The sequence below is a fragment of the Allosaccharopolyspora coralli genome (genome assembly GCF_009664835.1).
Lineage (GTDB): Bacteria > Actinomycetota > Actinomycetes > Mycobacteriales > Pseudonocardiaceae > Allosaccharopolyspora > Allosaccharopolyspora coralli.
Genome location: NZ_CP045929.1, coordinates 1,048,034 through 1,070,906, shown reverse-complemented (window position 1 = coordinate 1,070,906; position 22,873 = coordinate 1,048,034). Strand labels below are relative to the sequence as shown.

Below are 22,873 nucleotides of genomic sequence, written 5' to 3'. Positions count from 1 at the left end.
CGAGAGCCTGGGAGTCGCCGGAACGGCGATCAGGTCGTGGTCGCTGCGCTGCGCCGGAGCAGCACCCTGTCCACGCTCCATGCTCCGCCTCGGGAACTGAGCACCAACGCGACCACGGCCAGGACCAGCACGTACTCGAATCCTCCGTCGCTGGCGAAAAAGCCGCTCGAGAGGTGCGCCACGAACAGTGCTCCGAGCATGGTGAGGGCCAACAGCACACCGGCCACCGGCAATGCCGCGCCGAGCATCAGCGCGAGGCCACCGAGCGTTTCGATCAGTGCCACGGCCCACGCCGCGACCCCGGGAAGGGGAATGCCCATCTGGCCGAACGACTCGGCTGTTCCGTTGATCCCCCACTGAAAGAACTTCTGCCAACCGTGGGCGACGAACACGGCGCCGACAACGAGCCGGGCCAGCAGGATCGCCAGGTCGTGCATCCTGCCGGACGGTGCGGGCATGACTTCTCCTTCGTTGCGGTGTTCGTGGTCTCGGCCGGGATTTCCGGACAACAACGCTGTGTCCGTGGACTCAGCTCAGGTCTCCGGCGGCGACGCGACCGGCCGTGCGCACGCCGCTCCACCGTTGCACCTCGCCCGCCATGTCGAGCCTGTCCACCGGCGCCGCGTTCTCGTAGGCGCCCCAGTCTTCGCGAGGCAGCATCCACATGACTTCGAACTCGTTTCCGTCCGGGTCCGCGCCGTAGACGCTCTTCGTCGCGCCGTGGCTGGATTCACCGTGGAAAGCACCGAGTTCGGCAAGGGTCTGGCGAGCCTGCTCCAGCTCGTCGATGGTGTCGACCTGCCAGGCCAGGTGATACAGACCGACGCTGCGCGACGGCTTCGGCGACGCTGTCTCGCCGAGGCCGAAAAGCCCGAGGTCGTGATGGTTCCCCGAGCGCGACAACCGCAAGAACGCGGCGTTGGCACGCGGCTCCCTGGCGACGATCTCCATGCCGAAAGCGTCGTTCCAGAAGCGCACGGAACGTTCCAGGTCGGTGACGAACAGCACGGCGTGGTTGAGCCGAACAGCCGCGATGCTCATGAGTCGCCCCCTTCGAGTCGGACGGTGCAGGGCCGCGGAGAGGATGCCGGGCCCACGATACGGGACTTATATGAAGTTTCAACTAACTGTCCCACGTGGGGCGACCCGCGCGTCCGCAGCGCGGGCACCCATCGCTCGCAGCCCCGAACCGTCGACTGTGGACTCCACGGTGCGTGCGACGAGCCGAGGCGCAGGGGCCGCGACGGACCCGCCAGCGACACTTGATTGATTCCAGAAAATCGAGCAGACTATGGCGCATGTCCACGGCAGCCGCGAACTACGAGCGCATGCTGCGCGAGGCCTCGCTTCGCGTGACGCGTCCTCGGGTAGCGGTGCTCTCCGCCGTGCACGACCATCCGCACGCCAACACGGACACGATCATCGGCGCCGTGCGCGACGATCTTCCCAAGGTCTCGCACCAGGCGGTCTACGACGTGCTGCGCGCGCTGACGATCGCGGGGTTACTACGACGGATTCAGCCGATGGGAACCGTGGCCCGCTACGAGACACGCGTCGGCGACAACCACCACCACGTCGTGTGCCGGTCGTGCGGCGCGATCGCCGATGTCGATTGCGCCGTGGGCGCGGCGCCCTGTTTGACCGAGTCCGATGCCCACGGCTTCGAGATCGACGAAGCCGAGGTCATCTACTGGGGGCTGTGCTCGGCCTGCGTCCCCGAATCGCTTCCCGAACGCCCGAATGATCCACGAAGGAGCTCCGATGACTGACAGCGCTGAGGCGACCACCGGCGGCTGCCCGGTCGCGCACGGCGACCAGCTGCCGCACCCGACGCGGGGAGACGGCAACAACTACTGGTGGCCGAATCGGCTCAACCTGAAGATCCTCGCCAAGAACCCGGCCGCGACCGACCCGATGGGCGAGGACTTCGACTACGCCGAGGCGTTCAAGACGCTGGACCTTCCCGCCGTGAAGCGCGACATCGAGGAGGTGCTGAAGACTTCACAGGAGTGGTGGCCCGCCGACTTCGGGCACTACGGCCCGCTGATGATCCGGATGGCCTGGCACAGCGCGGGCACCTACCGCGTCAGCGACGGGCGCGGCGGCGCAGGCAGCGGCCAGCAGCGGTTCGCGCCGCTGAACAGCTGGCCGGACAACGTCAGCCTGGACAAGGCTCGCCGGCTGCTGTGGCCGGTCAAGCAGAAGTACGGCCGCAAGCTGTCCTGGGCCGACCTGCTGATCCTGACCGGCAACGTGTCGCTGGAGTCGATGGGATTGAAAACCTTCGGCTTCGCCGGTGGCCGGGAGGACGCATGGGAGCCCGAAGGCGACGTGTACTGGGGTTCCGAGACCACCTGGCTCGGTAGCGAGCAGCGCATCTCCGGCGGGGAGCAGCGGGACCTGGAGAAGCCGCTGGGCGCGACCCACATGGGTCTGATCTACGTGAACCCGGAGGGCCCGGAAGGCAAGCCGGACCCGGTGGCCGCGGCCCGCGACATCCGCGAGACGTTCGGCCGGATGGCGATGAACGACGAGGAAACCGTCGCCCTGATCGCCGGTGGCCACACGTTCGGCAAGACCCACGGCGCTGCACCGGACTCGAACCTCGGCCCCAACACCGAAGCGGCCCCGCTCGAAGCGCAGGGCCTCGGCTGGCAGAGCAGCTACGGCTCCGGCAAGGGCGCCGACGCCATCACCAGCGGTCTCGAAGTCACCTGGACGTCGACGCCGATCCAGTGGAGCAACGGCTTCTTCAGCAACCTGTTCGGCTACGAGTGGGAGCTGTTCCAGGGCCCGGGTGGCGCCTGGCAGTGGAAGCCGAAGGACGGCGCCGGTGAGGGCACCGTCCCGCACGCCCACGACTCGTCGCAGAAGATCGCGCCGAACATGCTCACCACGGACCTCTCGCTCAAGCTCGACCCGATCTACGAGCCGATCTCGCGGCGATTCTGGGAGAACCCGGAGGAGTTCGCGGACGCTTTCGCCCGCGCCTGGTTCAAGTTGACCCACCGCGACATGGGCCCAGCCGACCTCTACCTCGGTTCGGAGGTTCCCTCCGAGGAGATGATCTGGCAGGACCCGGTTCCCAAGCCCGACCACGAGCTGGTCGGTGACGCGGAGATCGCCGAGCTGAAGGCCACGATCGCCGACTCCGGGCTGACGGTGCGGCAGCTGGTCTCCACCGCGTGGGCCTCGGCTTCGACGTTCCGCGGCAGCGACAAGCGCGGCGGCGCCAACGGCGGACGTATCCGCCTCGAGCCGCAGCGCAGCTGGGAGGTCAACGAGCCGGACGAGCTCGCTACGGTGCTCAGCACGGTGGAGGGCATCCAGCAGTCCTTCAACGCGGGCGCCAAGCAGATCTCGTTCGCGGATCTCGTCGTGCTCGCCGGGTGCGTCGGTGTCGAGCGGGCCGCCAAGTCCGCCGGATTCGACCTCACGGTTCCGTTCACCCCGGGCCGCGGCGACTCGACGGCGGAACAGACCGATGTGGACTCGTTCTCCTACCTCGAGCCTGCCGCGGACGGGTTCCGCAACTACCTCGGCAAGGGCCGTGCGCTTCCGGCCGAGCACCTGCTCGTCGACCGGGCGAACCTGCTCACCCTGAGCGCACCGGAGATGACGGTGCTCCTCGGCGGTCTGCGCGTGCTCGGCGCGAACCACGGAGACTCGAAACTGGGTGCGCTCACCGACAAGCCCGGTGCGCTCACCAACGACTTCTTCGTCAACCTCCTCGACATGGGCACGACGTGGACGCCGACCGACGAGTCCTCCGAGCAGTTCGAGGCTCGTGACGCCTCCGGCAAGGTCCAGTGGACCGGCAGCCGAGTGGATCTGGTCTTCGGCTCGAACTCCGAGCTGCGGGCGGTCGCCGAGGTCTACGCCTCCGACGACGCCAAGGAGAAGTTCGTGCACGACTTCGTGGCGGCGTGGGACAAGGTCATGAACCTCGACCGTTTCGACCTCGCCTGATCCCGCTCCTACGCAACGTTCGCCCCGGCGCCGAGTTCCGGCGCCGGGGCGAACTCGTGTTGCTGCTGCCCCGGTTGAGGACGTGTGGCACCGGTTGTCGGCGCCGACGCTGGGCCGACGACGAAGCACGTGGATCACCACGGGCTCGTCGCTTCGCCCGTATCGTCGTAACGATCACCATGCTGCGGACCAGCTCGCTCCAGCGGCGTCACCGAGGGAACCAGTTTGAGTAGTACAACAGGCGCGCAGCTCGATGGCTGCTGATCACGGCAGCGCGGCACGCGCCGTCGACTTCAAGCCGCTGCGGATCGTGGGCATCATCATCGGCGGCCTGATCATGCTCTCGGGCCTGGCCCGGCTGGGCGGCCTATGTGGACACCACGATGGGCGGTGTCGATCCCCACGATCCCGACCCTGGTGCGACCCGCCACGATTTCATCGGCCTGTTCTTCGCGGCGTGGGCCCTTCCGTGGTTCATCGGCTTCCTCATGATCCGGGCCGCCATCATGGGTTGGCTGCGGCGCACGGGCTGGGTTCTCCTCGGATTGACTGGTGCCATGTCGACGGTCTCGACGGCCACGTACTTGGTCGGGTCGACGTAGGAACACCTCACGCGTAGCGACACGAAGGCTTCTCTCGGAGTCGGTACGGCCGGAACCTCGCCGACCGGGGCCGACGCGGGCCACGCAGTGCCAGATCGATACGGTGACCTGCCGACCGCGCTCGCGTCGGGTCGAAGTGCTGCGGTGGAAGCCAGCCATGAGGGGAGTCGTCGTTGAGCAAGGTGTATCGAGCCGGGCAACCGGGCCAGGACGACTACCGGTTCGTCGTGTCCCAGAGCCGGGGAAAGCTGGCGCTGCTCGTGCTGGGCGCGGCGGCCTTCGTGGCGGTCGGTGTGTGGATGTGTTCCACAGCGCTGAACGCACAACCCGGCTCGAGTTCGCGCCCGCCCGAGCTGGTGCTCGCGTTCGGAGCGCTCAGCATCCTGTTCTTCGGCGCCTGCCTGCTCTGGGGCGTGACGCGGCTCGTGGCGCCCAAGCCCGCCGTGGTGCTCGACAGCACAGGTCTGTACGACCACGCGTCAGCCGCTGCCGTCGGCTTCATTCCTTGGAGCGATATCGAGCTCGTCATGGAGATCTCCATGGGCTGGCAACGGATGCTCAGCATTCAGGTGCGGGAACCGGAAGCCGTAGTGGCGAGGACGTCAGGTCTCAAGAAGCTGGCGCTGCGGGCGAACCTCAAGATGATGACCACGCCGATCCACATCCCGCAAACCCTGCTTCCGGTGCCCGTCAGCGAGCTGGAACGCGAGATCAACCGCACGCTGTGGGGCGAGCACGCCAGCAGCCTGTAAACGGAACCTTCTGCGCTGCGAACGCTCCCGCATCAACGTGGAAGCCTCGCTGATCTTCCTGCACAGAATGCCGCGGCCCAACCCAGACCGATCAGGACTTCACCGCCGCCAGCGGCGCCCATGCCAGCCCCTCGAGAGCCCGGTCGGCGGCGGCCAGGTCGAACGAGGCGGCATCGAACCGGTCACCACCCCACCACGCGGTCTGGTCGTCGTGGTCGGGATGAGCCGGATCGGCGAGGGTTTCCAGGAAGAGTTGGTAGCCGGGAACACCACCGACATCCTCGGGTGGACACGCCCCCTGCCCGTCCACGCATCGCGGGTAGCGAACGCCGGGCTCGGCATCGACGACATCCTCCACGCGAAGGGCATGCTCCCAGCCGTCCCCGAAGTCGTAGACGTAGTCCATGCGATCACCGGCGGCAACCAGGCGGAACAGCTTGGTCCTCGATTCGTCGGCGACGCCGGCATCCCAGCCCGGGTCCGGCATCCCATAGCGGACGCCCCCCACCCCGAACTCGTGCAGGTGCGCGTGTTCCCAACCCATCGCCTCCTGCACGACCGCATGCAGCATCGCCAGGCTCATCTCGCCCGGAACCTCAACCACACGACGCACCAACGGCGCCACGTCGACCAGCACGATCTCAATTCGGAAGATCTTCGTCTTCGCGGTCACCCTTGGCTTCGCGATGCCGCCGATACTCGCAGCACACTCAGGGCGTCCCCGAACCGGCTCCACCCGGCCCGTGCCAGGAGCAGATCGACGACGCGGGCAGGCTCTACCACCAGGAGCGGGTCGCTGGCCGCCGCACGCATGGACGTCACCGCAGGCACCGTGGGCCAAAGTCTGCGCGAGCGCGGCGTTCCGATTCCTACGCCTTGCACGCTGCTGTTCCACACGTAGTGGCGGCGGCGCCCGTGTGGGCTGCGCGCAGGAGTCTGTCCAGATCGGCTTCACGGACCGGCCGAGGATTCGATTCGGGAACGGCGGGCAGGATCAGCTCTGCGGCCTCGGGAATCGCCTCTTCGGCCATACCGTGGTCCTGCAATGCTCGCGGCGCGTTCACCTTGTCTCGCAGCGCATCGAGGCCCTCGATGGCCGCCGCGGCGCCGAATGCCGTGGCGATGCGTGCCTCGGCTTCCGGCGCTGCGGGGCCGTTGAAGGCGAGGACGTACGGCAGGACCGTGGCGTGCGTTTCGGCGTGCGGCAGGTTGTAGGCGCCGCCGAGGACGTGGCAGATCTTGTGATGCAAACCGGAACCGGCGGAAGCGAACGCCACTGCGGACAGATACGCCCCGTACAACGTCTGTTCCCTGCCGGACAGATCGTGCGGATCCTGCCGGAGAGCGGGCAGGCCGTTGGCGAGTGCGCGGATTCCCTCCCCTGCCATGGCCTGGTTGATCGGGTCCGCACGCGGCGCCCACATCGAGTCGATGCAGTGCGCCATGCCGTTGAGCCCGGAGGCGATCGACAACTCCACCGGCAGCGACAGCGTCAGCGCCGCGTCGTAGATCACGGTGGTCGGCAGGACAGTGTCGTCGACGCCGGTGGTCTTGCGGGCCGATTCGGTCAACCCCCACACGTTGGTGGCCTCGGACCCGGCGTAGGTGGTGGGCACAGCCACGATCGGCAGTGCGGTCGTCATCGCCACGGCTTTGGCCAATCCGGTGGTCGAGCCGCCGCCGATACAGACGAGCAGATCGATGCCGTTGTCGGAGGCGACCGCCCGGGCCTTCGCTGCCTTGTCGAGCGGCACGTGCGGGGCGACGTCGTCGTGGCGCACAGCCACATCGATGTGTCCGGTGACGGAGTCGGCGATGGCGGATTCGGTCGGTGCGGCGATCACCATGACTCGCTCGGCGCCGAGCCGATTCACTTCCGCGGCGAGGTTGTCCGCGGCGCGGTTCGTCCCGAACCGCACCCGCTGGCCGAGGGTGACGTGGTCGAAATGCAGACTCATCCGGTTCATCACTTTCATCGAGCTGCGGCCGCCACCGGGCGACCGGTCGTCAGGTGCAGTCCATTGAGGACCGTACCGAGATGGGAGCGCAGACGCACCGGGTCGTGGGCAGTCTCTGCGACGTAGAAGTCCGGACGCAGCAGCACGAACTCGGCGCCGATGCCATCGAGCCACCTGGCGTAGGTGCCATCGACATCAACCACATCGCAGTAAACCAGGGCCGACGCCGGTCGGCGTCGGCCCTGGTCAGAGGGGTGGAAGGTGGGAGAGCTTACTCGAACACGAAGGACCAGGTCAGTGTCCTGGAAACACTGCGAGCAGTACTCGGTCTCCGCGCCCGGCCTCGACCAGCTCGGCCACCAGCGCAGCACGCGCCTCGTCGGTTGCCGTCATACCCGACCGCGTCGCCGTGGTGGCCACCAGGCCTGCGCAGCGCAACCGCCATCACCGAGCTCGACCGCGTCGCCCGCCACTGGACCCCGGGCCGCTGGAGTGTGCAGCACGAGCAGATGCTCGACGTCCTCACCGAGTCCTGGCACGGCACCATCGGCGACCGAGCCGCCCCGGTTCGACCGGCCGATGACATCGGTTAACATCGCCTCGCCTAGAAGATTCAGGCTGGTGTGGTTATTCCAGCCCTCGCGCTTCTGCGAGATGCAGTCGCACCCGACGGTGTGAACCCCTGGCGCAACCCCATTCCCGCAACGGAACGGTCGGCGGCGCCACTGCGAGCACCGAGGGCGTCGTCGTCCCTGACAAGGAACGGACGATGAGCAAGAAGAGCATCTTCCTGACCCAGGTTGAGGGGCCGGCCTGTTTTCGGACGGCTTGTTAGTGGGTTATTTTATGCCGCGTTCGCATGGTTGTAGTACTCGGCATGGGCTTCGTTCGGGGCCTTGTATCCGATAGCGGAATGGAGCCTGCGGTGATTGTATCGAAGCTCGATATAGGAAGCAATGTCAGCCTTGGCGTGGTCTTTGGTGAGGTAGGTAACTCGATGAACGCGTTCATTTTTCAGGGTGGCGAAGAAGGATTCGGCCATGGCGTTATCGAAGCATATCCCGGTGCGTCCGACGGATTGTCGGATGCCGAGCGAGCGTAGCGTCATCGCGAAGTCGGCGGACGTGTAGTTGCTGCCCCTGTCTGAATGGAAAATCGCGCGGGCGGGAAGGGTGTGGTTGCGGGCAGCCATGTGGATCGCCTTCTCGATAAGTGGTGTGCGGTAGTGGTCGTCGATGGCCCATCCGACGACGGCTTTCGAATAACAGTCGATGACCGTGGCCAGATACACCCATCCCTGTCCGGTCGGGATATAGGTGATGTCGCCAACCAATTTCTCGCCCGGCTCACGGGCGGTGAAGTCACGTTTGAGCAGGTCCGGCAGCACGTGCGTGCTCGCCTGGGTCAGGCTCGGGCGCCAGGGCCGAGGCTGGCAGGGGACGAGCTGCTGATCCCGCATGATGCTGCGCACGAGCTCCGGCGTGGCCGGCTCTCCGCAGCGGGCCAGCCACGCGTGGATGCGCCGGTGGCCGTAGGTGCCATCGGAGTCGTCGAAACACTTCTTGATCAACGTGCCCAGGTAGCGACGGCGCCGGTCGGTGTCCGACTCGGGTCGCGACAGCCAGTCGTAGAATCCAGATTTCGACACGTTGAGCCAGGCACACATGTTCTCCACGGTGTAGCTCTTCACGCCGTGTTCGTCCGTGGTGTCCTTCTCTGCAGCGATGAACGCGTACCGCTGGCTCACCGATACTCGCTGGCAAAGAAGGCGGCTGCTTTTCCCAGAAATTCCGTCTTCATGCGCAGCTGACGATTCTCTTCTTCCAGCTCACGCAGTCGCGCACGCTCGGACACGCTCAACGACGGCTCCGGAGCATCGTGCGCGGCCTCGTACGCGTTCACCCAGTTCCGCAGGGTCTGCTGATTCAACCCGAGCTCGCGAGCAACCTCGGCCACCGTACGACCGGTCTCGGTCACCATCTTCGCCGCTTCATCCCGAAACTCGGGAGAATACGACCGACGCTTCGTTCCAGACACAGACAACCTTCCCTCGAAGGAGCGATTTTAGTTGGCTGCCTGTCCGAAAACGCCACGGCCCTCTAGGTCATGACCTTCATCATGGCCGCGACGATGTCGGGCATCATGGGCCTCGTCTTCACGGGCCCGTCACTGGAGTGGCTGACCGCCTGGCCCAAGCAGTTCATCATCGCGTGGCCCATCGCCTTCGTTCTCACGATGGTCGCTTGGCCCGCGTCGATGGCCCTGAGCGCGGCGATCCTGCGGCCGCGCAACGACACGCCCGCCACTGACGAGGTCTGAGAAGGCGTTGTGGAACTTGGGTGGGTGGTCCGGTATCGCCGCCCCAGTTCGCGCCTCGCGGCGTTGGGGTCCTCTTGAGTACCACACGTACGCGGCGAGAACCCCTGCCTTGCGAGGCACGAACTCCGAACGCCGGAGCCCCTCACAGTGCCCCGTATGACCGTGCCCTACGGGCACAAAAGCCAGTTTGGGCTGTGTCAATGATCTTGGACAGTTCCTCTGGTTTGTTGTGGTCAGGCCGCTGCTGCGGCCGGGTGGTGGTCGTGTAGGGCCTCGGTGGGGGTGCGGTAGCCGAGGCTGCTGTGTAGTCGTTGGCGGTTGTAGAAGACTTCGATGTAGTCGGCTACGGCGAATCGTGCGCGGGCGCGGGTGGTGTGTCGGTGCAGGTGGTAGCACTCGTTTTTCAGGCTCGCGAAGAACGATTCGGCGGCGGCGTTGTCCCAGCAGACTCCGGTGCCACCGAGGCTGGTGGTGACGCGGATTTTCTTGCAGTAGCGGGAAAACTCCTTCGAGGTGTACTGGGCTCCGCGGTCGGAGTGGAACACCGCCCCGGCGGTGAGGTGCCCGTGGGTGCGGGCCATGGCCAGCGCGTCGATGACCAGGCTGGTGCGCATGTGGGCGGCCATGGCCCAGCCGACGACCATGCGGGTGGCCAGGTCGATGACCGTGGCCAGATACAGCCACCCCTCGCTGGTGGGCAGGTAGGTGATGTCGCCGACCAGCCGCGTTCCGGGCGTGCCGGCGGTGAAGTCCCGCCCGAGGAGATCCGGGCTGGTCACCGGCTGCTCACCGGGCACGGTGGTGGTCTTGTACGCGCGGGGTTGCACCGCGGCCAAACCCTGCTCGCGCATCAGGTCCGCGACCAGGCCCACGCTGGCCTCGATGCCGTCCCGGGCCAGCTGGGCGGCGACCCGGCGGCACCCGTACGTCCGGCGGGACTGGTCGAACACGCGGCGCACGTGTCCGGCAAGCTCCCGCCGCCGGGCGGTCGTCGGGGTCTCGGCGCGGTGGCGCCAGGCGTAGAACGACGACCGAGCCACGCCAAGCATGCGACACATCCAGGAAATGCTGTAGTTGGCCTTCTCCGCCTCGATCAGCGCGCAGCGCTGACTCAGTCCTGCGTCCGGGCGAAGAAGGCCGCTGCTTTTTTCAGGAACTCGTTTTCCATCCGCAGCCGCTGCACTTCGGCTTCCAACTCGCTCAACCGCGCACGCTCCACGGGACTCATCTCGGGCTCGGGTTCCGGGTTCTCCCGCCGCCAGGTGTTGACCCAGTTGCCCAAGGTCCCCTCGTTGATCTGCAACTCCCGGGCCACCTCAACCACCGGCCGACCGGTGCTCACTACCAGCTGCACCGCCTCGGCCTTGAACTGCGGGCTGAACTTCCGACGCTTCTCCGGCACGGACGCATCCTCTCAGTCGAGAGGCCCTGTCCAAGATCCTTGATACACCTCACAGTGCCATTGAAGACTTCATCGAACTGCTCGAGCGCGAAGCGAAGGAGGACGACTATGGCCAAACGGCGTAGCAGGGGCGACGGCGGTCTGCACTGGCACAAAGGCCGACAGCGCTGGATCGCCTGGGTCACCACAGGGTTCGACGCGCGTGGCAAACGCATGACCCGTCAGGCGAGCGGCAAGACGAAGACCGAAGCACGGAACAAGCTAAAGGAGCTGGTGGATGATCGCGACAGCAGCTTGCCGGTGGCGTCCGACTCGTACACGGTAAAGCACGCAGTCGAGGGGTGGCTGAAATACGGCCTCAATGGACGTTCCGCCTCGACCGTGGAGAACTACCGCACTATCGCCGCAAACCACATCATCCCGTTGCTGGGCAACAAAACTCTCCGCGCCCTCACAGCAGAACACGTAGAGAGGTGGCTCGCCGATCGTGCCGCAAACGTAAGTACGAGAACGGTGCGGCTGCTGCACTCGATCCTCAGCCGCGCCGTTCGCTATGCGCAAGCACGCGACAAAGTGAGGCGCAACGTGGTGAGCCTGTGCGACATTCCCGTTGGTCTCGAAGGAAGACCATCAAAATCGCTCACCATCGAACAAGCAGAAGCAGTCCTACACGCCGCCGAAGGCACACAGATTCACGCCTACGTCGAGCTGTCCTTGCTCATCGGCGCTCGCCCGGAAGAACTCCGGGCACTCACGTGGGATCACGTTGAACTGCATGGCGACTCGGCACAAGACCCGCCCGCGCCGCGCGCCATTCAGGTCTGGCACTCGGTGAGAGAAGGCGGTGACACCAAGACCCGAAAGTCACGTCGCACGCTGGCATTGCCACTGCGATGCGTCGTCGCGCTGCGAGCTCATCGCCTTCGCCAACGCGCCGAGGCTGCCAAGGCTGGTAGAGAGTGGGAGCCATACGGTCTTGTCTTCCGGTCGGCTGCCGGTACCCAGCTCGACCACCACAACGTGCGGAGGTGGTTCAGACAGATCATCAAGGCCGCTGGTCTTCCCCCGGGTGACTGGACGCCTCGCGAGATGCGGCACAGCTTCGTCTCGGTCATGTCTGCGTCCGGTGTCTCGTTGGAAGACATCGCACGACTGGTCGGACACAGCGGCACGCGCGTCACCGAACACGTCTACCGGAAGCAGATCCGTCCGGTCATGGTCGAGGGCGCTACGGCCATGGACGACATCTTCGGGGACACAAGATCGAACCGATAGACAGGCAGTTAGACAGGCAGTACGAAACCAGGGCCGACGCTGTATCGCGTCGGCCCTGGTCAGAGGGGTGGAGCTGAGGGGATTCGAACCCCTGACCCCTTGACTGCCAGCTCCGTTGACGAACTTGCTGACCTGGGACGGTGGCACTTCGGCTGTCCTGGGTGACATCAGTGAATCCCAGGTCAGTTCATTGCCGTACGGCTCGGTTGATGTCCGATATGGATGTCAGCCGAGCAACCGGCGGCCGTGGTTGCCCGCCGGCACCGGGACATGACTCGCACGCCGCCCTCACCGCGTCCTTGCCCGCCGCACTGCCGGGGTCGGCAGCGTCAACCCGGAACTCCCGATCACGCTACCGGCCCCGCACCCGGGGCCGGCCTTTCGTCGTCGAGGTGACCCCTGGCGGGATCGGGACGCCGAAGGCGGGGTTGATGCTGTCGACCTCGGCTTTGACCATCCCGGGCGCGGAGAGGGTGGCACCATGACGACGTCTGCACACTTCACGCACGACCCGCACGTGATGGCGGGCGTGCCGACCCGCAGCGACCGTCCGGCGCAGAGCGAGGCACGAGCGGCGGGCCAGGTCGCCGGAGTCGGCCGCCCGACCGCCCCGTCCCGGGGCGGCTTGAAGACGTACAGAAAGTCCTCACAGCACAGATCGTCGCCTCTTCCATTCGTGCGTACGGGTGATGCTCGAAGTGGGTTTGATCAAACCTGAGACAGCGCCATGGCCACTCCCGGTACGCTACGTGGGCAAGCAGCTAAGGCTGATCCAAGGAGGTCATGGTCGTGCCACCGGCACAGCCCGGGGAAGATCACGTTGTTGCACCAGCAGTGTTGGGCGCCCCGCAGACCGAAGTCTTTGTCCCGAGTGAACGGGCGTCGACTGGTGATCAACAAGTCCGCTTCGAGTTGCGCTACACGTCCGAGGGCGCGTTCGCTCTGCTCACGTACACCAGCCTCGAACGCCTCGTAGAAGGTTGCGGGGAAGCTCAGCCCTGGGTTTCTGTCGCTGACACCGACGTCATGACCCTGGCCGAACAGACAGGCGCCCAGGTCGTGCTACAAGACGTACCGCTGCCTGACGACGATATGAAGACCACGCAGGAGACGTAGTGGCAGACATTCAGAACAGCACGAACGAAATGGCGGGTCTTGCGAACCAGTTGGAAGGCGGCGCCGCGAAGTTGGATGGCATGCAACCCTCCCCGATGGCCAATGCGGGCGAGTCGTTGACGTTGCTGGCCGACACAATCGGTCGGCTTTCCGAGGCAAGTGCCGGGGCCAGTGGCGGCCTACACCAGATCGCCGACGACGTTCGTGCCTCCCGAGAGGAATACCTCCGTTCTGATGACCAAGGCACAGAGGGAATGCCGCAGCCTCCGGGCTGACCGTGACCACTGAGGGGAACTTGTGGGCAACATCGACGTACATGTCAAGTCTGAGCCGGAATCGTGCCGCCGGCTCGTCGAGTGGTTGAGTCAGCTCTCGGCAACGAACCACGACGCCGCGACAGCCGCGCACAAGGTGCGGTCGTCATCGGAGCAGGTTTGGAAGGGCGGTGCCGGGGAGGCCTTCCGCGATCACGTGTCTGGCTGTGCCTCGGACATTGATCAGATCACGGAAGCCGTCGACTGGTTGATCTGGGGTGTAGACCTCTTCGCTAGCGATATCGAAACCGTTCGGTCGGGCATGCAGGACTGCCTCGACCTCGCGCACGCGAAGGGCCTGACAGTCGTGGGCACTGTCATTCATCAACCGCCCGGAGGCGCAGACGATTCTGCTCCACAAGGTGTTGGCGGCGATATGCCTGCGTTAAACCCGGCGTCCGAAATACAAGAGCGGGCGAAAGAGAAACTCGACGCGTACCGCGAGATTCAAGCGATGGCCGACAACGAACGACGTCGGGAACGCACCGCGCACCGGACCCTGCTCAAGGCCATGTCAGGCGCCAATGGGATCGTGGAAGCATTCATTGCTAACCCGATGACCTGGGTCGCTCGAGGCCTCACCTACATGGGCGTGGCTCATGGGACTTCTTCGGCACTTGCCCTAAATGCGCAGAAACAAAAGACGTTCATCGAAGAGTTTAAGAAACTCTCAACGGATATGCCACCCGCTCAACGTGAAGCCCACCTGACGAAACTCAATGCAAACATGGGCGTTGACGAAAGAGGAGCCAAGAGCAATGCACGTCTCGTTCTAGGTGGCGGTAAGACCCTCGCCGGGGAAGCGATACTTGGCCAATTCTCTCGAACACTCGGCGGCCAAGGAAATAGTCGGCTCGCAGGGATGGGACGACTATTTAACGTCGTTGGCGTCGTTGGGGCCGGAACATTTACGGTGACTGATATTGCTTCAGGTAAACCAGTTGCCAAGTCGGTATGGACCAACTTTGGCGGATTGGCGTTCAGCGTTGGCGCATCAAGCGTTGCGACTGCCGCCGCCTCCGGTGGTGTTGGCGCGGCGGCCGGAGGTCCGATTACCGCGCTCGGACTCGGTGTAGGCTTCACTGCGGCTACCGCCTGGACCTATTTCCAAGATCACGATTTTCGAGACCTCTATCGCGATCTCGGTGGCGATGGTGGCAATAGCCCGGACGACTACACCGACGAGCGCAGGAAGGCACGTTTTGGCCGGTGACAGCTTCCACGCTGAACTTCCTCCGCGGCCGGACCGACAAACAGGCGAGCCACGTCCGCCGGAGGCGCCCGCGCAGAGCCCAGGCGGTTATAACGAAACGCGGCCGGGGCAGGTACCACCTCCACTGGCCGGAGAAGGACCGGGGTTGGAGCGTTATCGCCAGCGCAAGTTGGCCTCCTGGCTGACCGCGCTGGCCCCTCCCTTCGTTCTTGCTGTTGCGCTGTACTTGTACGGCGGGTTGTGGGCACTCTCCCTCTGGCCAAACTGGGTCCTCATCGGTGGACTCTTCGTTTACCTTGTTTACGCATCACGCGCGGAGGTTGTGACCGCTGGCGCGGATTGGCTAAAAATTGGTAAGCACTGGGTGAAAACGTACGAGCTTACAGGAATTGAGTACCAGCCACGAGGAATGAACGGCTACGAGTTGGTACTGTCCGACGAAACGCGGACAGTACGATTCACTCCGCGACTGATTCAGGCGAATCGCAAAATTTGGGATCTTGTTCATCTCGGAATGCGGTACTCTGTAGCGAATGGAGCCGAACTAAATAACGACGCACGTGCCGCGTTTCCGGAAATTGATCCGGCCGCCACCGGAGAAAAATAGGGCGCCAATCAACGGAACGAACTTGGAGAGTGCGCGGGTCCTATGACTGACGGCCTCTTTCTCGCGGGCTTCTGAGTTGCCGCCCAAGCCAGGTTCGGAAACCGATGGGCTAGCAAATACCGAGTCATAAATATCACACTTCCATAATTATCTGCGCGCGTTGATCAGCGCTACGGATCCCGTGTCCTGACAAAGTATCTTCGCGTTAACCTCGGAAATCAGCCTGGGATTTACCGATTCTGTCTAGCTTCGAAAAACCTACTTATGTGTCACCATAACGCTTATCAATAGGGGACTCAGTTGCTACTTGCGTGCCGCTGCTCGGTAAGTAATACTTGGCGTCGATTCTGGAGAAGACAAGTGAGTGCCGCCTTGATTACGGTTCTTTGGTGGAGCGCGTCTATCGCCTTGGTATCCACCGCCAGACGAACAAACTGGCTGAGTAACGACTCGCATAACTGGCTGATTCTCGGTAGAGGGCCGTGGCGTTTTCGGACAGGCAGCCAACTAAAATCGCTCCTTCGAGGGAAGGTTGTCTGTGTCTGGAACGAAGCGTCGGTCGTATTCTCCCGAGTTTCGGGATGAAGCGGCGAAGATGGTGACCGAGACCGGTCGTACGGTGGCCGAGGTTGCTCGCGAGCTCGGGTTGAATCAGCAGACCCTGCGGAACTGGGTGAACGCGTACGAGGCCGCGCACGATGCTCCGGAGCCGTCGTTGAGCGTGTCCGAGCGTGCGCGACTGCGTGAGCTGGAAGAAGAGAATCGTCAGCTGCGCATGAAGACGGAATTTCTGGGAAAAGCAGCCGCCTTCTTTGCCAGCGAGTATCGGTGAGCCAGCGGTACGCGTTCATCGCTGCAGAGAAGGACACCACGGACGAACACGGCGTGAAGAGCTACACCGTGGAGAACATGTGTGCCTGGCTCAACGTGTCGAAATCTGGATTCTACGACTGGCTGTCGCGACCCGAGTCGGACACCGACCGGCGCCGTCGCTACCTGGGCACGTTGATCAAGAAGTGTTTCGACGACTCCGATGGCACCTACGGCCACCGGCGCATCCACGCGTGGCTGGCCCGCTGCGGAGAGCCGGCCACGCCGGAGCTCGTGCGCAGCATCATGCGGGATCAGCAGCTCGTCCCCTGCCAGCCTCGGCCCTGGCGCCCGAGCCTGACCCAGGCGAGCACGCACGTGCTGCCGGACCTGCTCAAACGTGACTTCACCGCCCGTGAGCCGGGCGAGAAATTGGTTGGCGACATCACCTATATCCCGACCGGACAGGGATGGGTGTATCTGGCCACGGTCATCGACTGTTATTCGAAAGCCGTCGTCGGATGGGCCATCGACGACCACTACCGCACACCACTTATCGAGAAGGCGATCCACATGGCTGCCCGCAACCACACCCTTCCCGCCCGCGCGATTTTCCATTCAGACAGGGGCAGCAACTACACGTCCGCCGACTTCGCGATGACGCTACGCTCGCTCGGCATCCGACAATCCGTCGGACGCACCGGGATATGCTTCGATAACGCCATGGCCGAATCCTTCTTCGCCACCCTGAAAAATGAACGCGTTCATCGAGTTACCTACCTCACCAAAGACCACGCCAAGGCTGACATTGCTTCCTATATCGAGCTTCGATACAATCACCGCAGGCTCCATTCCGCTATCGGATACAAGGCCCCGAACGAAGCCCATGCCGAGTACTACAACCATGCGAACGCGGCATAAAATAACCCACTAACAAGCCGTCCGAAAACAGGCCGGCCCCTCACGGCGTAGTAGTGATCGGTGTGTGTTTGTGGTTCATCTGGAGCGTAGAATCCCGTCAGCAGCCCAGCTGGTCTTCTTTGGGAACGTCGGATTGGGTCAGCTTTGCATACTTCGCGCCGCTCACCTTTATAGGTTGGCTACAGGTCTTTTCAGATGGATACGCGGGTGCGAAACTATTTCTGATTGTGACCGGATTTACTATCTTTTTCTGCTTCCTTTCGTACGAGGTTGTCCTTCGTGCTCCCGTTCGTATCGACAAGTTTAAAAGTACTACTCTATCGGACAGTCTTACGCCGTCGATGATCGCCAAGGAGCGGGCTCTACGGTCCCACCATCTCCGCTGCAAACAACGCAGTGAAAGGTGGATGTCTCAGTACAGGAAAGATGTTCGCAAAACTGCAGAGCATCGCAGGAGAGCCAGGCTTAACGGTTCACCCAGCGGTATGACAATCAGAGTAGCGCTACGGCTGCTCAGCGCTTATACGAGTACTCCTTCGTGGCTTTCCGCTTTCCTTGCTGCCGCGTCGCTATTCGTTGCAGTATTTACTATCCTACCACCGGGGCCAATAGGGACTTTGGTCCTCCTTTCTCCATTCATTCTGATCGGCCCTGTGGATGTTGTCCGTGAGCGCTTGGGAAGACCTTCGTGAGTTTCGCGAACTATGGTTAACGCAACGAACTCAGGTTCGGGCTCAATTGAGGCGAATCGACTCGCGCGTTGCTATGGATTGCACGTGGCACTCCCGGTAAACTGGACTCATGCGCGGAGCTGGTGACCAGATGACAGTCGGGGAACGCATCAAGTTCTACCGGCGTCGACGTGGTCTCACCCAAGAGGTTCTGGCGAACCTGGTGGGCCGGAAGGTCGACTGGCTCAGCAAGATCGAGCGCGGGGAGCGCGACGTCCGGCGTCTGGACGTTCTCTCGGACGTGGCACGGGCTCTGCGGGTCACACTGGCCGACTTGTTTGGACAGCCGGTTCTCATGGAGGACGACGAGGAGAACGACAACGTTCCTGCCGTACGTGATGCGCTCATGACGCCTCGGCGGCTGTCCCGGACGCTGTTTGGCTCCGGTTCGCCAGTCGTCACCGCTGACCCCGAATCGTCCACTCGGTTCGTTGAGGAGGCGTGGGATGACTACCAGGCGGGTCGACTGGGCCGCGTCATCAAGGCGCTTCCCGGGCTCATCGAAGTAGCACAACAGCTGGAGGATGCCGCCTCGTCAGGAGAGGCGAACGCGCGGCACTGCTGGGCTGTCTCGGCTCGAACTCATCACCTGGCGGCGACTGCGCTGAGCAAAGTGGGTGAGGCGGATCTTGCCTGGATCGCTGCTGAACGCTCGATGCAGGCCGCGGATTCCTCGGACGATCCGCTCGTGTTGGCGTCTGCCGCTCGCGCCGGCACACATGCACTGCTGGCGGTCGGGCGCTTCGATGACGCGCTCTCGCTCGGCAACCGTGCCTCTGAGTGGCTTGCTCCGCAGATGGCGCAGGGCGACCCGTCCGCGTTGAGCCTATTCGGGATGCTGCACCTTCGTACGGCCATCGCGGCGGCACGTCGCCAAGACCGCCCGACAGCGACCGAGCTGCTCAACCGGGCCTTCGCTGCCGCTCATGACCTCGACGAGGACGGCAACTACTGGCAGACGGGCTTCGGGCCGACCAACGTGGAGCTTCACCGCATGTCGGCTGCGCTCGACCTGGGGGACGTGCCGTTCGTCGTCGAACACGGTCCGTCCATTGTGGTCGAGCATCTTCCGGTCGAACGACGCGTGACACACATGATCGACGTGGCTCGAGCACAAAGCATGCTGGCCGAAGATGAACCGGCGTTGCAGTCGCTTCTCACTGCCGAGCAGGCAGCTCCCCAGCTCGTGCGACACAGTCCGATGGTTCGCGAGACCGTTAAGGCGATGCATCGGCGGTCGCCGGTCGCGGGTGGCGCGAAGTCCTCGCCCCTTTCCGGGCTTGCCGAACGTTGCAGGGCCATCCAGTGACCCGCCCCGCCCTCGGCCTGCTCGTGTCGGCCGCCGGCGGTGCTGAGCGTGTACGCACGATGCTCGTCGAGCCAGCCATCGAGTCCGGTTGGGACGTTGCCGTGACCCTGAGTCCGACGACGGCGACCTGGCTTGCCGACGACGAACTCAGCAATCTCGAAGAAGTCACCGGGAACGTCGTGCGCTCGCAGCCACGTACGCCCGGTGAAGGAAGCCCGCATCCGGCGATCGACGTTTACGCGGTCGTTCCTGCGAGTGCGAACACGGTCGCCAAGCTCGCCCTTGGCCTCGCGGACAACCAGCTCCTGACGGCAGCCTGTGAAGCCATCGGCGCCCAGGCTGTGCCGGTGGTCGTGTTCCCGCGAGTCAACGCCGCGCACGCGCGGCAACCCATGTGGGACCAGCATCTGGCGGCTCTCCGGAAGGCCGGCGTCCATCTTGTCTACGGTGACGACGTCTGGCCACTGCACGAACCGCGGAACGCGCCACCCAGTAAAGACCTGCCGTGGCCTGCGCTTTTGCAGGCCGTTAACGACGCATACGCGGGCCGTCCAGACCCGTCCTGAACCCACCCGGACAGTTTGTCCGGGTTCCAAGCCCTCCTCGGCGGTTTCCTTGTGTTGCGCACCCGGAAGGGGTGTCGACAACCAAGAGAGCAAGCCTGGGAGGGCTTTGTTATGCGTCTGTTGATTGATGTGTCGCAGGTGTCGTTCACGGTCTCGCGTGAGGCGGAGCCGAAGAATGATCAGAATGGTGTGCAGCGGATGGACCGCAACACCAAGGAGCCGTTGTTTGCTGTGCAGCTGGTTGCCGTGGATGAAGGCGGGGCCGAGGTGATCAACGTGACCGTCGCGGGAGCTGTCCCGCCCAAGGTCGCGAAGGGTCAACCGGTGTCCCCGGCAGAGCTTCAGGCGATTCCGTGGGCGCAGAACGGGCGCAACGGCACTGCGTATCGCGCGAAGTCGATCACACCAGTCTCGACCAGTACGGGTAAGTCGTCGGGCGCTGCCGCCTCCTGAACACCCGTTGTGTGAACGCACCGGAAGGTTTCTTGTGATGACGCAGCTTCGTAGTGAAGTGACTGAGCAGTTGTGGTGCCAGTGGCGCGCGGTGTGCGCCGAGAAGCACTCCTGGCACGTGTTCTCGATGAACCGGGCCTACCGGATGAATGAGACCGATAGTTGGCCCGACCTTGATGGAATCCGGGAGTTGGCACGCTTTCGTGCCTATCTGGACGGTGTGGCGTCGCTGCTGATGGCGAAGATCGCCTTCGCGGAGGCCGGATTCGAGGCCGCGCACCTGTCCGCACCCGAGACGGAAGGACGATTCTGATGCAGTGCGACGTCCGCGAAGTCCAGTTCGCCGACGGCACCAGCGAGCTGATTCTGCACGGTGCTGATGGTGAGCAGTTGGTCCGGTTTCACACGATGGATCAGATGCTCGATGTGATCGATGTGTTGATCGGCTGTGTGGAGTCGATCCAGCAGGCCGAGTCCGCCTTCGGACTCGCACACCGCTGACGAACGGGGTGAAACGGGACCGGATGGGTGTTCTGTGGTGGTCCACCCTCCGGCCCCGTCTCCCCACTCACTTTCGTGTTTCTCAACTTTTGCCTGGGAGGGCGTTGAGCATGGCTAAGGCTACTCGTAGCACCCGTCGCGGCGCGACCGTGGACGTGGTGGAGATGATGCCCCGACCGAAACAGTGGGTCGGATTCGTCATCCTCGGAACCCTGGTGCGCTGGCGCGCCGAAATCACGACCCTCGTGATCGGGCTGGTGCTGTATGTCTGGCTGGATTCGGTCGGCAACCCTTGGATCACCAGTGGTGTCTTCATCGGACTCCCGCTACTCGTGTTCGCCGTGCCCTACACCCGTCGGATGGTGGTGTCTCGGGTGTGGTGTGTGGTTGATCGGCATCGGATCCGGTCGAGTCTGCGGCAGACGAAGATCCGCACGGTCACCCGCGACGGTGACTATCCCCTGTTGTTTTGGGCTCGTCCCACCAAGACCGGGGAACGGGTCTGGGTCTGGCTCCCCGCCGGTTCGGCCGCTCGGGACGTCGAAGACGCCCTGGACTACATCGCCCCGGCCTGCATGGCCCGCGACGCCCGCCTACACACCATCCGGAAACTCTCGACGGTGTGTGCGATCGATGTGATCCGCCGCGACCCCCTCGCCGCCTCCGCCGTGGGCTCACCCCTGTCGCGGTTCACCAAACACCACGCACCGGCCGATCCCGGTGCGGCGACGGTGACGCCGATCAAACCCACTCCGCCGGCCCCTACGACCAGCTCGGAGACCACGACCGACAACGGCTCGAGGGCCGCATCGGCTGCTGATTCGCAATCGTCTGAGACCGCTCGTAAGCCTGTGGCTGCGGTGGTCGTGAACGGAGAGGACCTGAGTGACTATGTCGACTGACACCCAACCCCTGGACAAGCCAGTGCCCGTCTCGGGGCTGTCGATCTACGACCCCGTGCACCTCGGTATCGACGAGCGGGGCTATGGCGTGGACATCGAGTTGATCTACCGCAACATTCTGCTCGGCGGCGAACCCGGCTCCGGCAAATCTGTGGCGCTGAACAACATCGTCGCCCACGCCGCGATGTGCACCGACACCCGCCTGTGGCTCTTCGACGGCAAACAAGTCGAACTCGGCCTGTGGAAGTCCGTCTCCGACGTGTTCGTCGGACCCGACATCGACGCCGGCCTTCAACGGCTTCAGGAACTGCAGCGCGTCATGGATTGGCGCTACGACGAGTTGGACCGTGTGCGCCGCCGCAAGGTCACCCAAACCGACCCGGTCGACGTGATCGTCGCGGTGATCGATGAGATCGCCTACTACTCGGCGACGATCGGCAGCAAGGAACAACAGGAGAAGTTCGTGCGCCTCGTGCGCGACCTGGTTGCGCGGGGGCGTGCCGCCGGCGTCATCGTCGTCGCCGCCACCCAACGACCGTCTGCGGACATCATCCCCACCAGCCTGCGGGACTTGTTCGGGTTCCGGTGCGCGTTCCGGTGCACCACCGAAGCTTCCTCGGACATCATTCTCGGGCACGGCTGGGCCAAACAGGGCCAATCCGCGACCCACATCGCACCCGAAGACCGAGGCATCGGCCTGCTGCTGGCCGAAGGTGGCATGCCGCGTCGGATGAAATCCGCCTACCTTTCCGATGCCGACATTTACGCGCTCGTGGACTACGCCCACCAACTCCGCACCACCATCGCCTACTAGCCGTTTTCCTCTCTCGCAACAGATTCCGTGCTTTCTACTCGCAGGAGGAGTGTGTCCGATGTACGTCACCTACCCACTCGCTGTAGCCACCGATGAACTGTGGCTGTTCACCGAATACCCCGACACCAATGAGGTCGACTGCTTCCGCCTCGGTGTCGAGACCCGCACCGGCCAATACGCCGCCTTCGCCCCCGAATGCATCCACACCGACGGGCTGATCCCCGTCCTCCGCACCCAGGGCGAACCGGTTCCCGGATTCGTCTGGGCCACCACCCGGGATCTGGAGGCCAATCCCGCGTTTCCCGGTCATCACGACACCACCCGTGACCGGGGGTGAGT

General features: G+C 64.0%; 27 protein-coding genes. 20 read left to right on the top strand and 7 right to left on the bottom strand.

Annotated features, from left to right (window positions below; all coding sequences use genetic code 11):
* Nucleotides 1-29 precede the first annotated feature (29 nt).
* Both GIY23_RS05085 and GIY23_RS05080 read right to left on the bottom strand, forming a co-directional pair.
* On the bottom strand, nucleotides 30-458 hold the full coding sequence (locus tag GIY23_RS05085) for a DoxX family protein (RefSeq protein ID WP_154075592.1): 429 nt from the start codon (nucleotides 456-458) through the stop codon (nucleotides 30-32).
* Between the two features lie 70 nt (nucleotides 459-528).
* Nucleotides 529-1,041, bottom strand: coding sequence for a VOC family protein (locus GIY23_RS05080; RefSeq protein WP_154075591.1), 513 nt, complete (start codon nucleotides 1,039-1,041; stop codon nucleotides 529-531).
* 287 nt (nucleotides 1,042-1,328) lie between these two features.
* On the opposite strand from GIY23_RS05080, the gene GIY23_RS05075 reads away from it, so the two are divergent.
* From GIY23_RS05075 to GIY23_RS05060, 4 genes are all read left to right on the top strand, one after another.
* Complete coding sequence (locus tag GIY23_RS05075; RefSeq protein WP_154078628.1) at nucleotides 1,329-1,769, top strand: Fur family transcriptional regulator; 441 nt, start codon at nucleotides 1,329-1,331, stop codon at nucleotides 1,767-1,769.
* A complete protein-coding gene (gene katG / locus GIY23_RS05070; protein WP_154075590.1) occupies nucleotides 1,762-3,969 on the top strand; it encodes a catalase/peroxidase HPI in 2,208 nt (735 codons plus the stop codon). Before GIY23_RS05075 ends, katG begins: the two co-directional genes overlap by 8 nt.
* 383 nt (nucleotides 3,970-4,352) lie before the next feature.
* On the top strand, nucleotides 4,353-4,571 hold the full coding sequence (locus GIY23_RS05065) for a hypothetical protein (RefSeq protein WP_154075589.1): 219 nt from the start codon (nucleotides 4,353-4,355) through the stop codon (nucleotides 4,569-4,571).
* A gap of 182 nt (nucleotides 4,572-4,753) precedes the next feature.
* Entirely contained in the window at nucleotides 4,754-5,323 is a 570-nt protein-coding gene (locus tag GIY23_RS05060; protein WP_323847501.1) for an STM3941 family protein, read from the top strand.
* A 91-nt stretch (nucleotides 5,324-5,414) separates the two neighbouring features.
* Here GIY23_RS05060 and GIY23_RS05055 read toward each other — a convergent pair whose 3' ends face one another.
* The 3 genes from GIY23_RS05055 to GIY23_RS05045 form a co-directional block, all read right to left on the bottom strand.
* Complete coding sequence (locus GIY23_RS05055; RefSeq protein ID WP_154075587.1) at nucleotides 5,415-5,996, bottom strand: plasmid pRiA4b ORF-3 family protein; 582 nt, start codon at nucleotides 5,994-5,996, stop codon at nucleotides 5,415-5,417.
* Nucleotides 5,997-6,192: 196 nt separating this feature from the next.
* A complete protein-coding gene (locus GIY23_RS05050; RefSeq protein ID WP_222850241.1) occupies nucleotides 6,193-7,290 on the bottom strand; it encodes a maleylacetate reductase in 1,098 nt (365 codons plus the stop codon).
* A gap of 5 nt (nucleotides 7,291-7,295) precedes the next feature.
* A complete protein-coding gene (locus GIY23_RS05045) occupies nucleotides 7,296-7,484 on the bottom strand; it encodes a hypothetical protein (protein ID WP_187352028.1) in 189 nt (62 codons plus the stop codon).
* Nucleotides 7,485-7,664: 180 nt separating this feature from the next.
* Here GIY23_RS05045 and GIY23_RS05040 point away from each other — a divergent pair, with 180 nt between their 5' ends.
* Entirely contained in the window at nucleotides 7,665-7,874 is a 210-nt protein-coding gene (locus GIY23_RS05040; RefSeq protein WP_154075586.1) for a hypothetical protein, read from the top strand.
* 251 nt (nucleotides 7,875-8,125) lie between these two features.
* Here the strand turns inward: GIY23_RS05040 and GIY23_RS05035 are convergent.
* Nucleotides 8,126-9,261 (bottom strand): IS3 family transposase gene (locus tag GIY23_RS05035; RefSeq protein ID WP_154075325.1). Its coding sequence is split into 2 segments (ribosomal slippage): nucleotides 8,126-9,063 and nucleotides 9,063-9,261, totalling 1,137 coding nucleotides; the frame shifts between segments, so codons are not numbered across the junction.
* Nucleotides 9,262-9,387: 126 nt separating this feature from the next.
* On the opposite strand from GIY23_RS05035, the gene GIY23_RS05030 reads away from it, so the two are divergent.
* Nucleotides 9,388-9,600 carry a DUF2798 domain-containing protein gene (locus GIY23_RS05030; RefSeq protein WP_154075585.1) on the top strand — a complete coding sequence of 71 codons (213 nt, stop codon included), beginning with the start codon at nucleotides 9,388-9,390 and terminating at the stop codon, nucleotides 9,598-9,600.
* Nucleotides 9,601-9,833: 233 nt separating this feature from the next.
* Here the strand turns inward: GIY23_RS05030 and GIY23_RS05025 are convergent.
* Nucleotides 9,834-11,002, bottom strand: a protein-coding gene (locus GIY23_RS05025) for an IS3 family transposase (protein ID WP_154075584.1) whose coding sequence is annotated in 2 segments (ribosomal slippage) — nucleotides 9,834-10,741 and nucleotides 10,741-11,002 — 1,170 coding nt in all. Because the reading frame shifts where the segments join, the coding sequence is not laid out codon by codon here.
* Nucleotides 11,003-11,110: 108 nt separating this feature from the next.
* On the opposite strand from GIY23_RS05025, the gene GIY23_RS05020 reads away from it, so the two are divergent.
* From GIY23_RS05020 to GIY23_RS04950, 14 genes are all read left to right on the top strand, one after another.
* A complete protein-coding gene (locus GIY23_RS05020; RefSeq protein ID WP_154075583.1) occupies nucleotides 11,111-12,277 on the top strand; it encodes a tyrosine-type recombinase/integrase in 1,167 nt (388 codons plus the stop codon).
* Between the two features lie 783 nt (nucleotides 12,278-13,060).
* Nucleotides 13,061-13,393: an SAV_915 family protein gene (locus GIY23_RS05015; RefSeq protein ID WP_154075582.1), complete on the top strand. Its 333-nt coding sequence runs from the start codon at nucleotides 13,061-13,063 to the stop codon at nucleotides 13,391-13,393.
* Nucleotides 13,393-13,668, top strand: coding sequence for a hypothetical protein (locus GIY23_RS05010; protein ID WP_228717557.1), 276 nt, complete (start codon nucleotides 13,393-13,395; stop codon nucleotides 13,666-13,668). Before GIY23_RS05015 ends, GIY23_RS05010 begins: the two co-directional genes overlap by 1 nt.
* 22 nt (nucleotides 13,669-13,690) lie before the next feature.
* Complete coding sequence (locus tag GIY23_RS05000) at nucleotides 13,691-14,920, top strand: hypothetical protein (protein WP_228717556.1); 1,230 nt, start codon at nucleotides 13,691-13,693, stop codon at nucleotides 14,918-14,920.
* A 145-nt stretch (nucleotides 14,921-15,065) separates the two neighbouring features.
* The gene (locus GIY23_RS04995; RefSeq protein WP_154075581.1) at nucleotides 15,066-15,527 is read left to right on the top strand and encodes a hypothetical protein; all 462 of its coding nucleotides are present in this window, start codon (nucleotides 15,066-15,068) and stop codon (nucleotides 15,525-15,527) included.
* 595 nt (nucleotides 15,528-16,122) lie between these two features.
* Nucleotides 16,123-17,258, top strand: a protein-coding gene (locus tag GIY23_RS04990; protein WP_154075325.1) for an IS3 family transposase whose coding sequence is annotated in 2 segments (ribosomal slippage) — nucleotides 16,123-16,321 and nucleotides 16,321-17,258 — 1,137 coding nt in all. Because the reading frame shifts where the segments join, the coding sequence is not laid out codon by codon here.
* Nucleotides 17,259-18,059: 801 nt separating this feature from the next.
* Nucleotides 18,060-19,298: a helix-turn-helix domain-containing protein gene (locus GIY23_RS04985; protein WP_154075580.1), complete on the top strand. Its 1,239-nt coding sequence runs from the start codon at nucleotides 18,060-18,062 to the stop codon at nucleotides 19,296-19,298.
* A 23-nt stretch (nucleotides 19,299-19,321) separates the two neighbouring features.
* Nucleotides 19,322-19,864 carry a flavoprotein gene (locus GIY23_RS04980; RefSeq protein WP_267313236.1) on the top strand — a complete coding sequence of 181 codons (543 nt, stop codon included), beginning with the start codon at nucleotides 19,322-19,324 and terminating at the stop codon, nucleotides 19,862-19,864.
* Nucleotides 19,865-19,975: 111 nt separating this feature from the next.
* Nucleotides 19,976-20,317, top strand: coding sequence for a hypothetical protein (locus tag GIY23_RS04975; RefSeq protein WP_154075578.1), 342 nt, complete (start codon nucleotides 19,976-19,978; stop codon nucleotides 20,315-20,317).
* Nucleotides 20,318-20,354: 37 nt separating this feature from the next.
* The gene (locus tag GIY23_RS04970; RefSeq protein WP_154075577.1) at nucleotides 20,355-20,630 is read left to right on the top strand and encodes a hypothetical protein; all 276 of its coding nucleotides are present in this window, start codon (nucleotides 20,355-20,357) and stop codon (nucleotides 20,628-20,630) included.
* Nucleotides 20,630-20,818, top strand: a complete 189-nt coding sequence (locus GIY23_RS04965) for a hypothetical protein (RefSeq protein WP_154075576.1) — start codon at nucleotides 20,630-20,632, stop codon at nucleotides 20,816-20,818. The genes GIY23_RS04970 and GIY23_RS04965 overlap by 1 nt, the downstream gene beginning before the upstream one ends.
* A 110-nt stretch (nucleotides 20,819-20,928) precedes the next feature.
* Nucleotides 20,929-21,720, top strand: a complete 792-nt coding sequence (locus tag GIY23_RS04960; RefSeq protein WP_228717555.1) for a hypothetical protein — start codon at nucleotides 20,929-20,931, stop codon at nucleotides 21,718-21,720.
* Complete coding sequence (locus GIY23_RS04955; RefSeq protein ID WP_154075575.1) at nucleotides 21,710-22,534, top strand: FtsK/SpoIIIE domain-containing protein; 825 nt, start codon at nucleotides 21,710-21,712, stop codon at nucleotides 22,532-22,534. Before GIY23_RS04960 ends, GIY23_RS04955 begins: the two co-directional genes overlap by 11 nt.
* A gap of 58 nt (nucleotides 22,535-22,592) precedes the next feature.
* Complete coding sequence (locus GIY23_RS04950) at nucleotides 22,593-22,871, top strand: hypothetical protein (protein WP_154075574.1); 279 nt, start codon at nucleotides 22,593-22,595, stop codon at nucleotides 22,869-22,871.
* Nucleotides 22,872-22,873 lie beyond the last annotated feature (2 nt).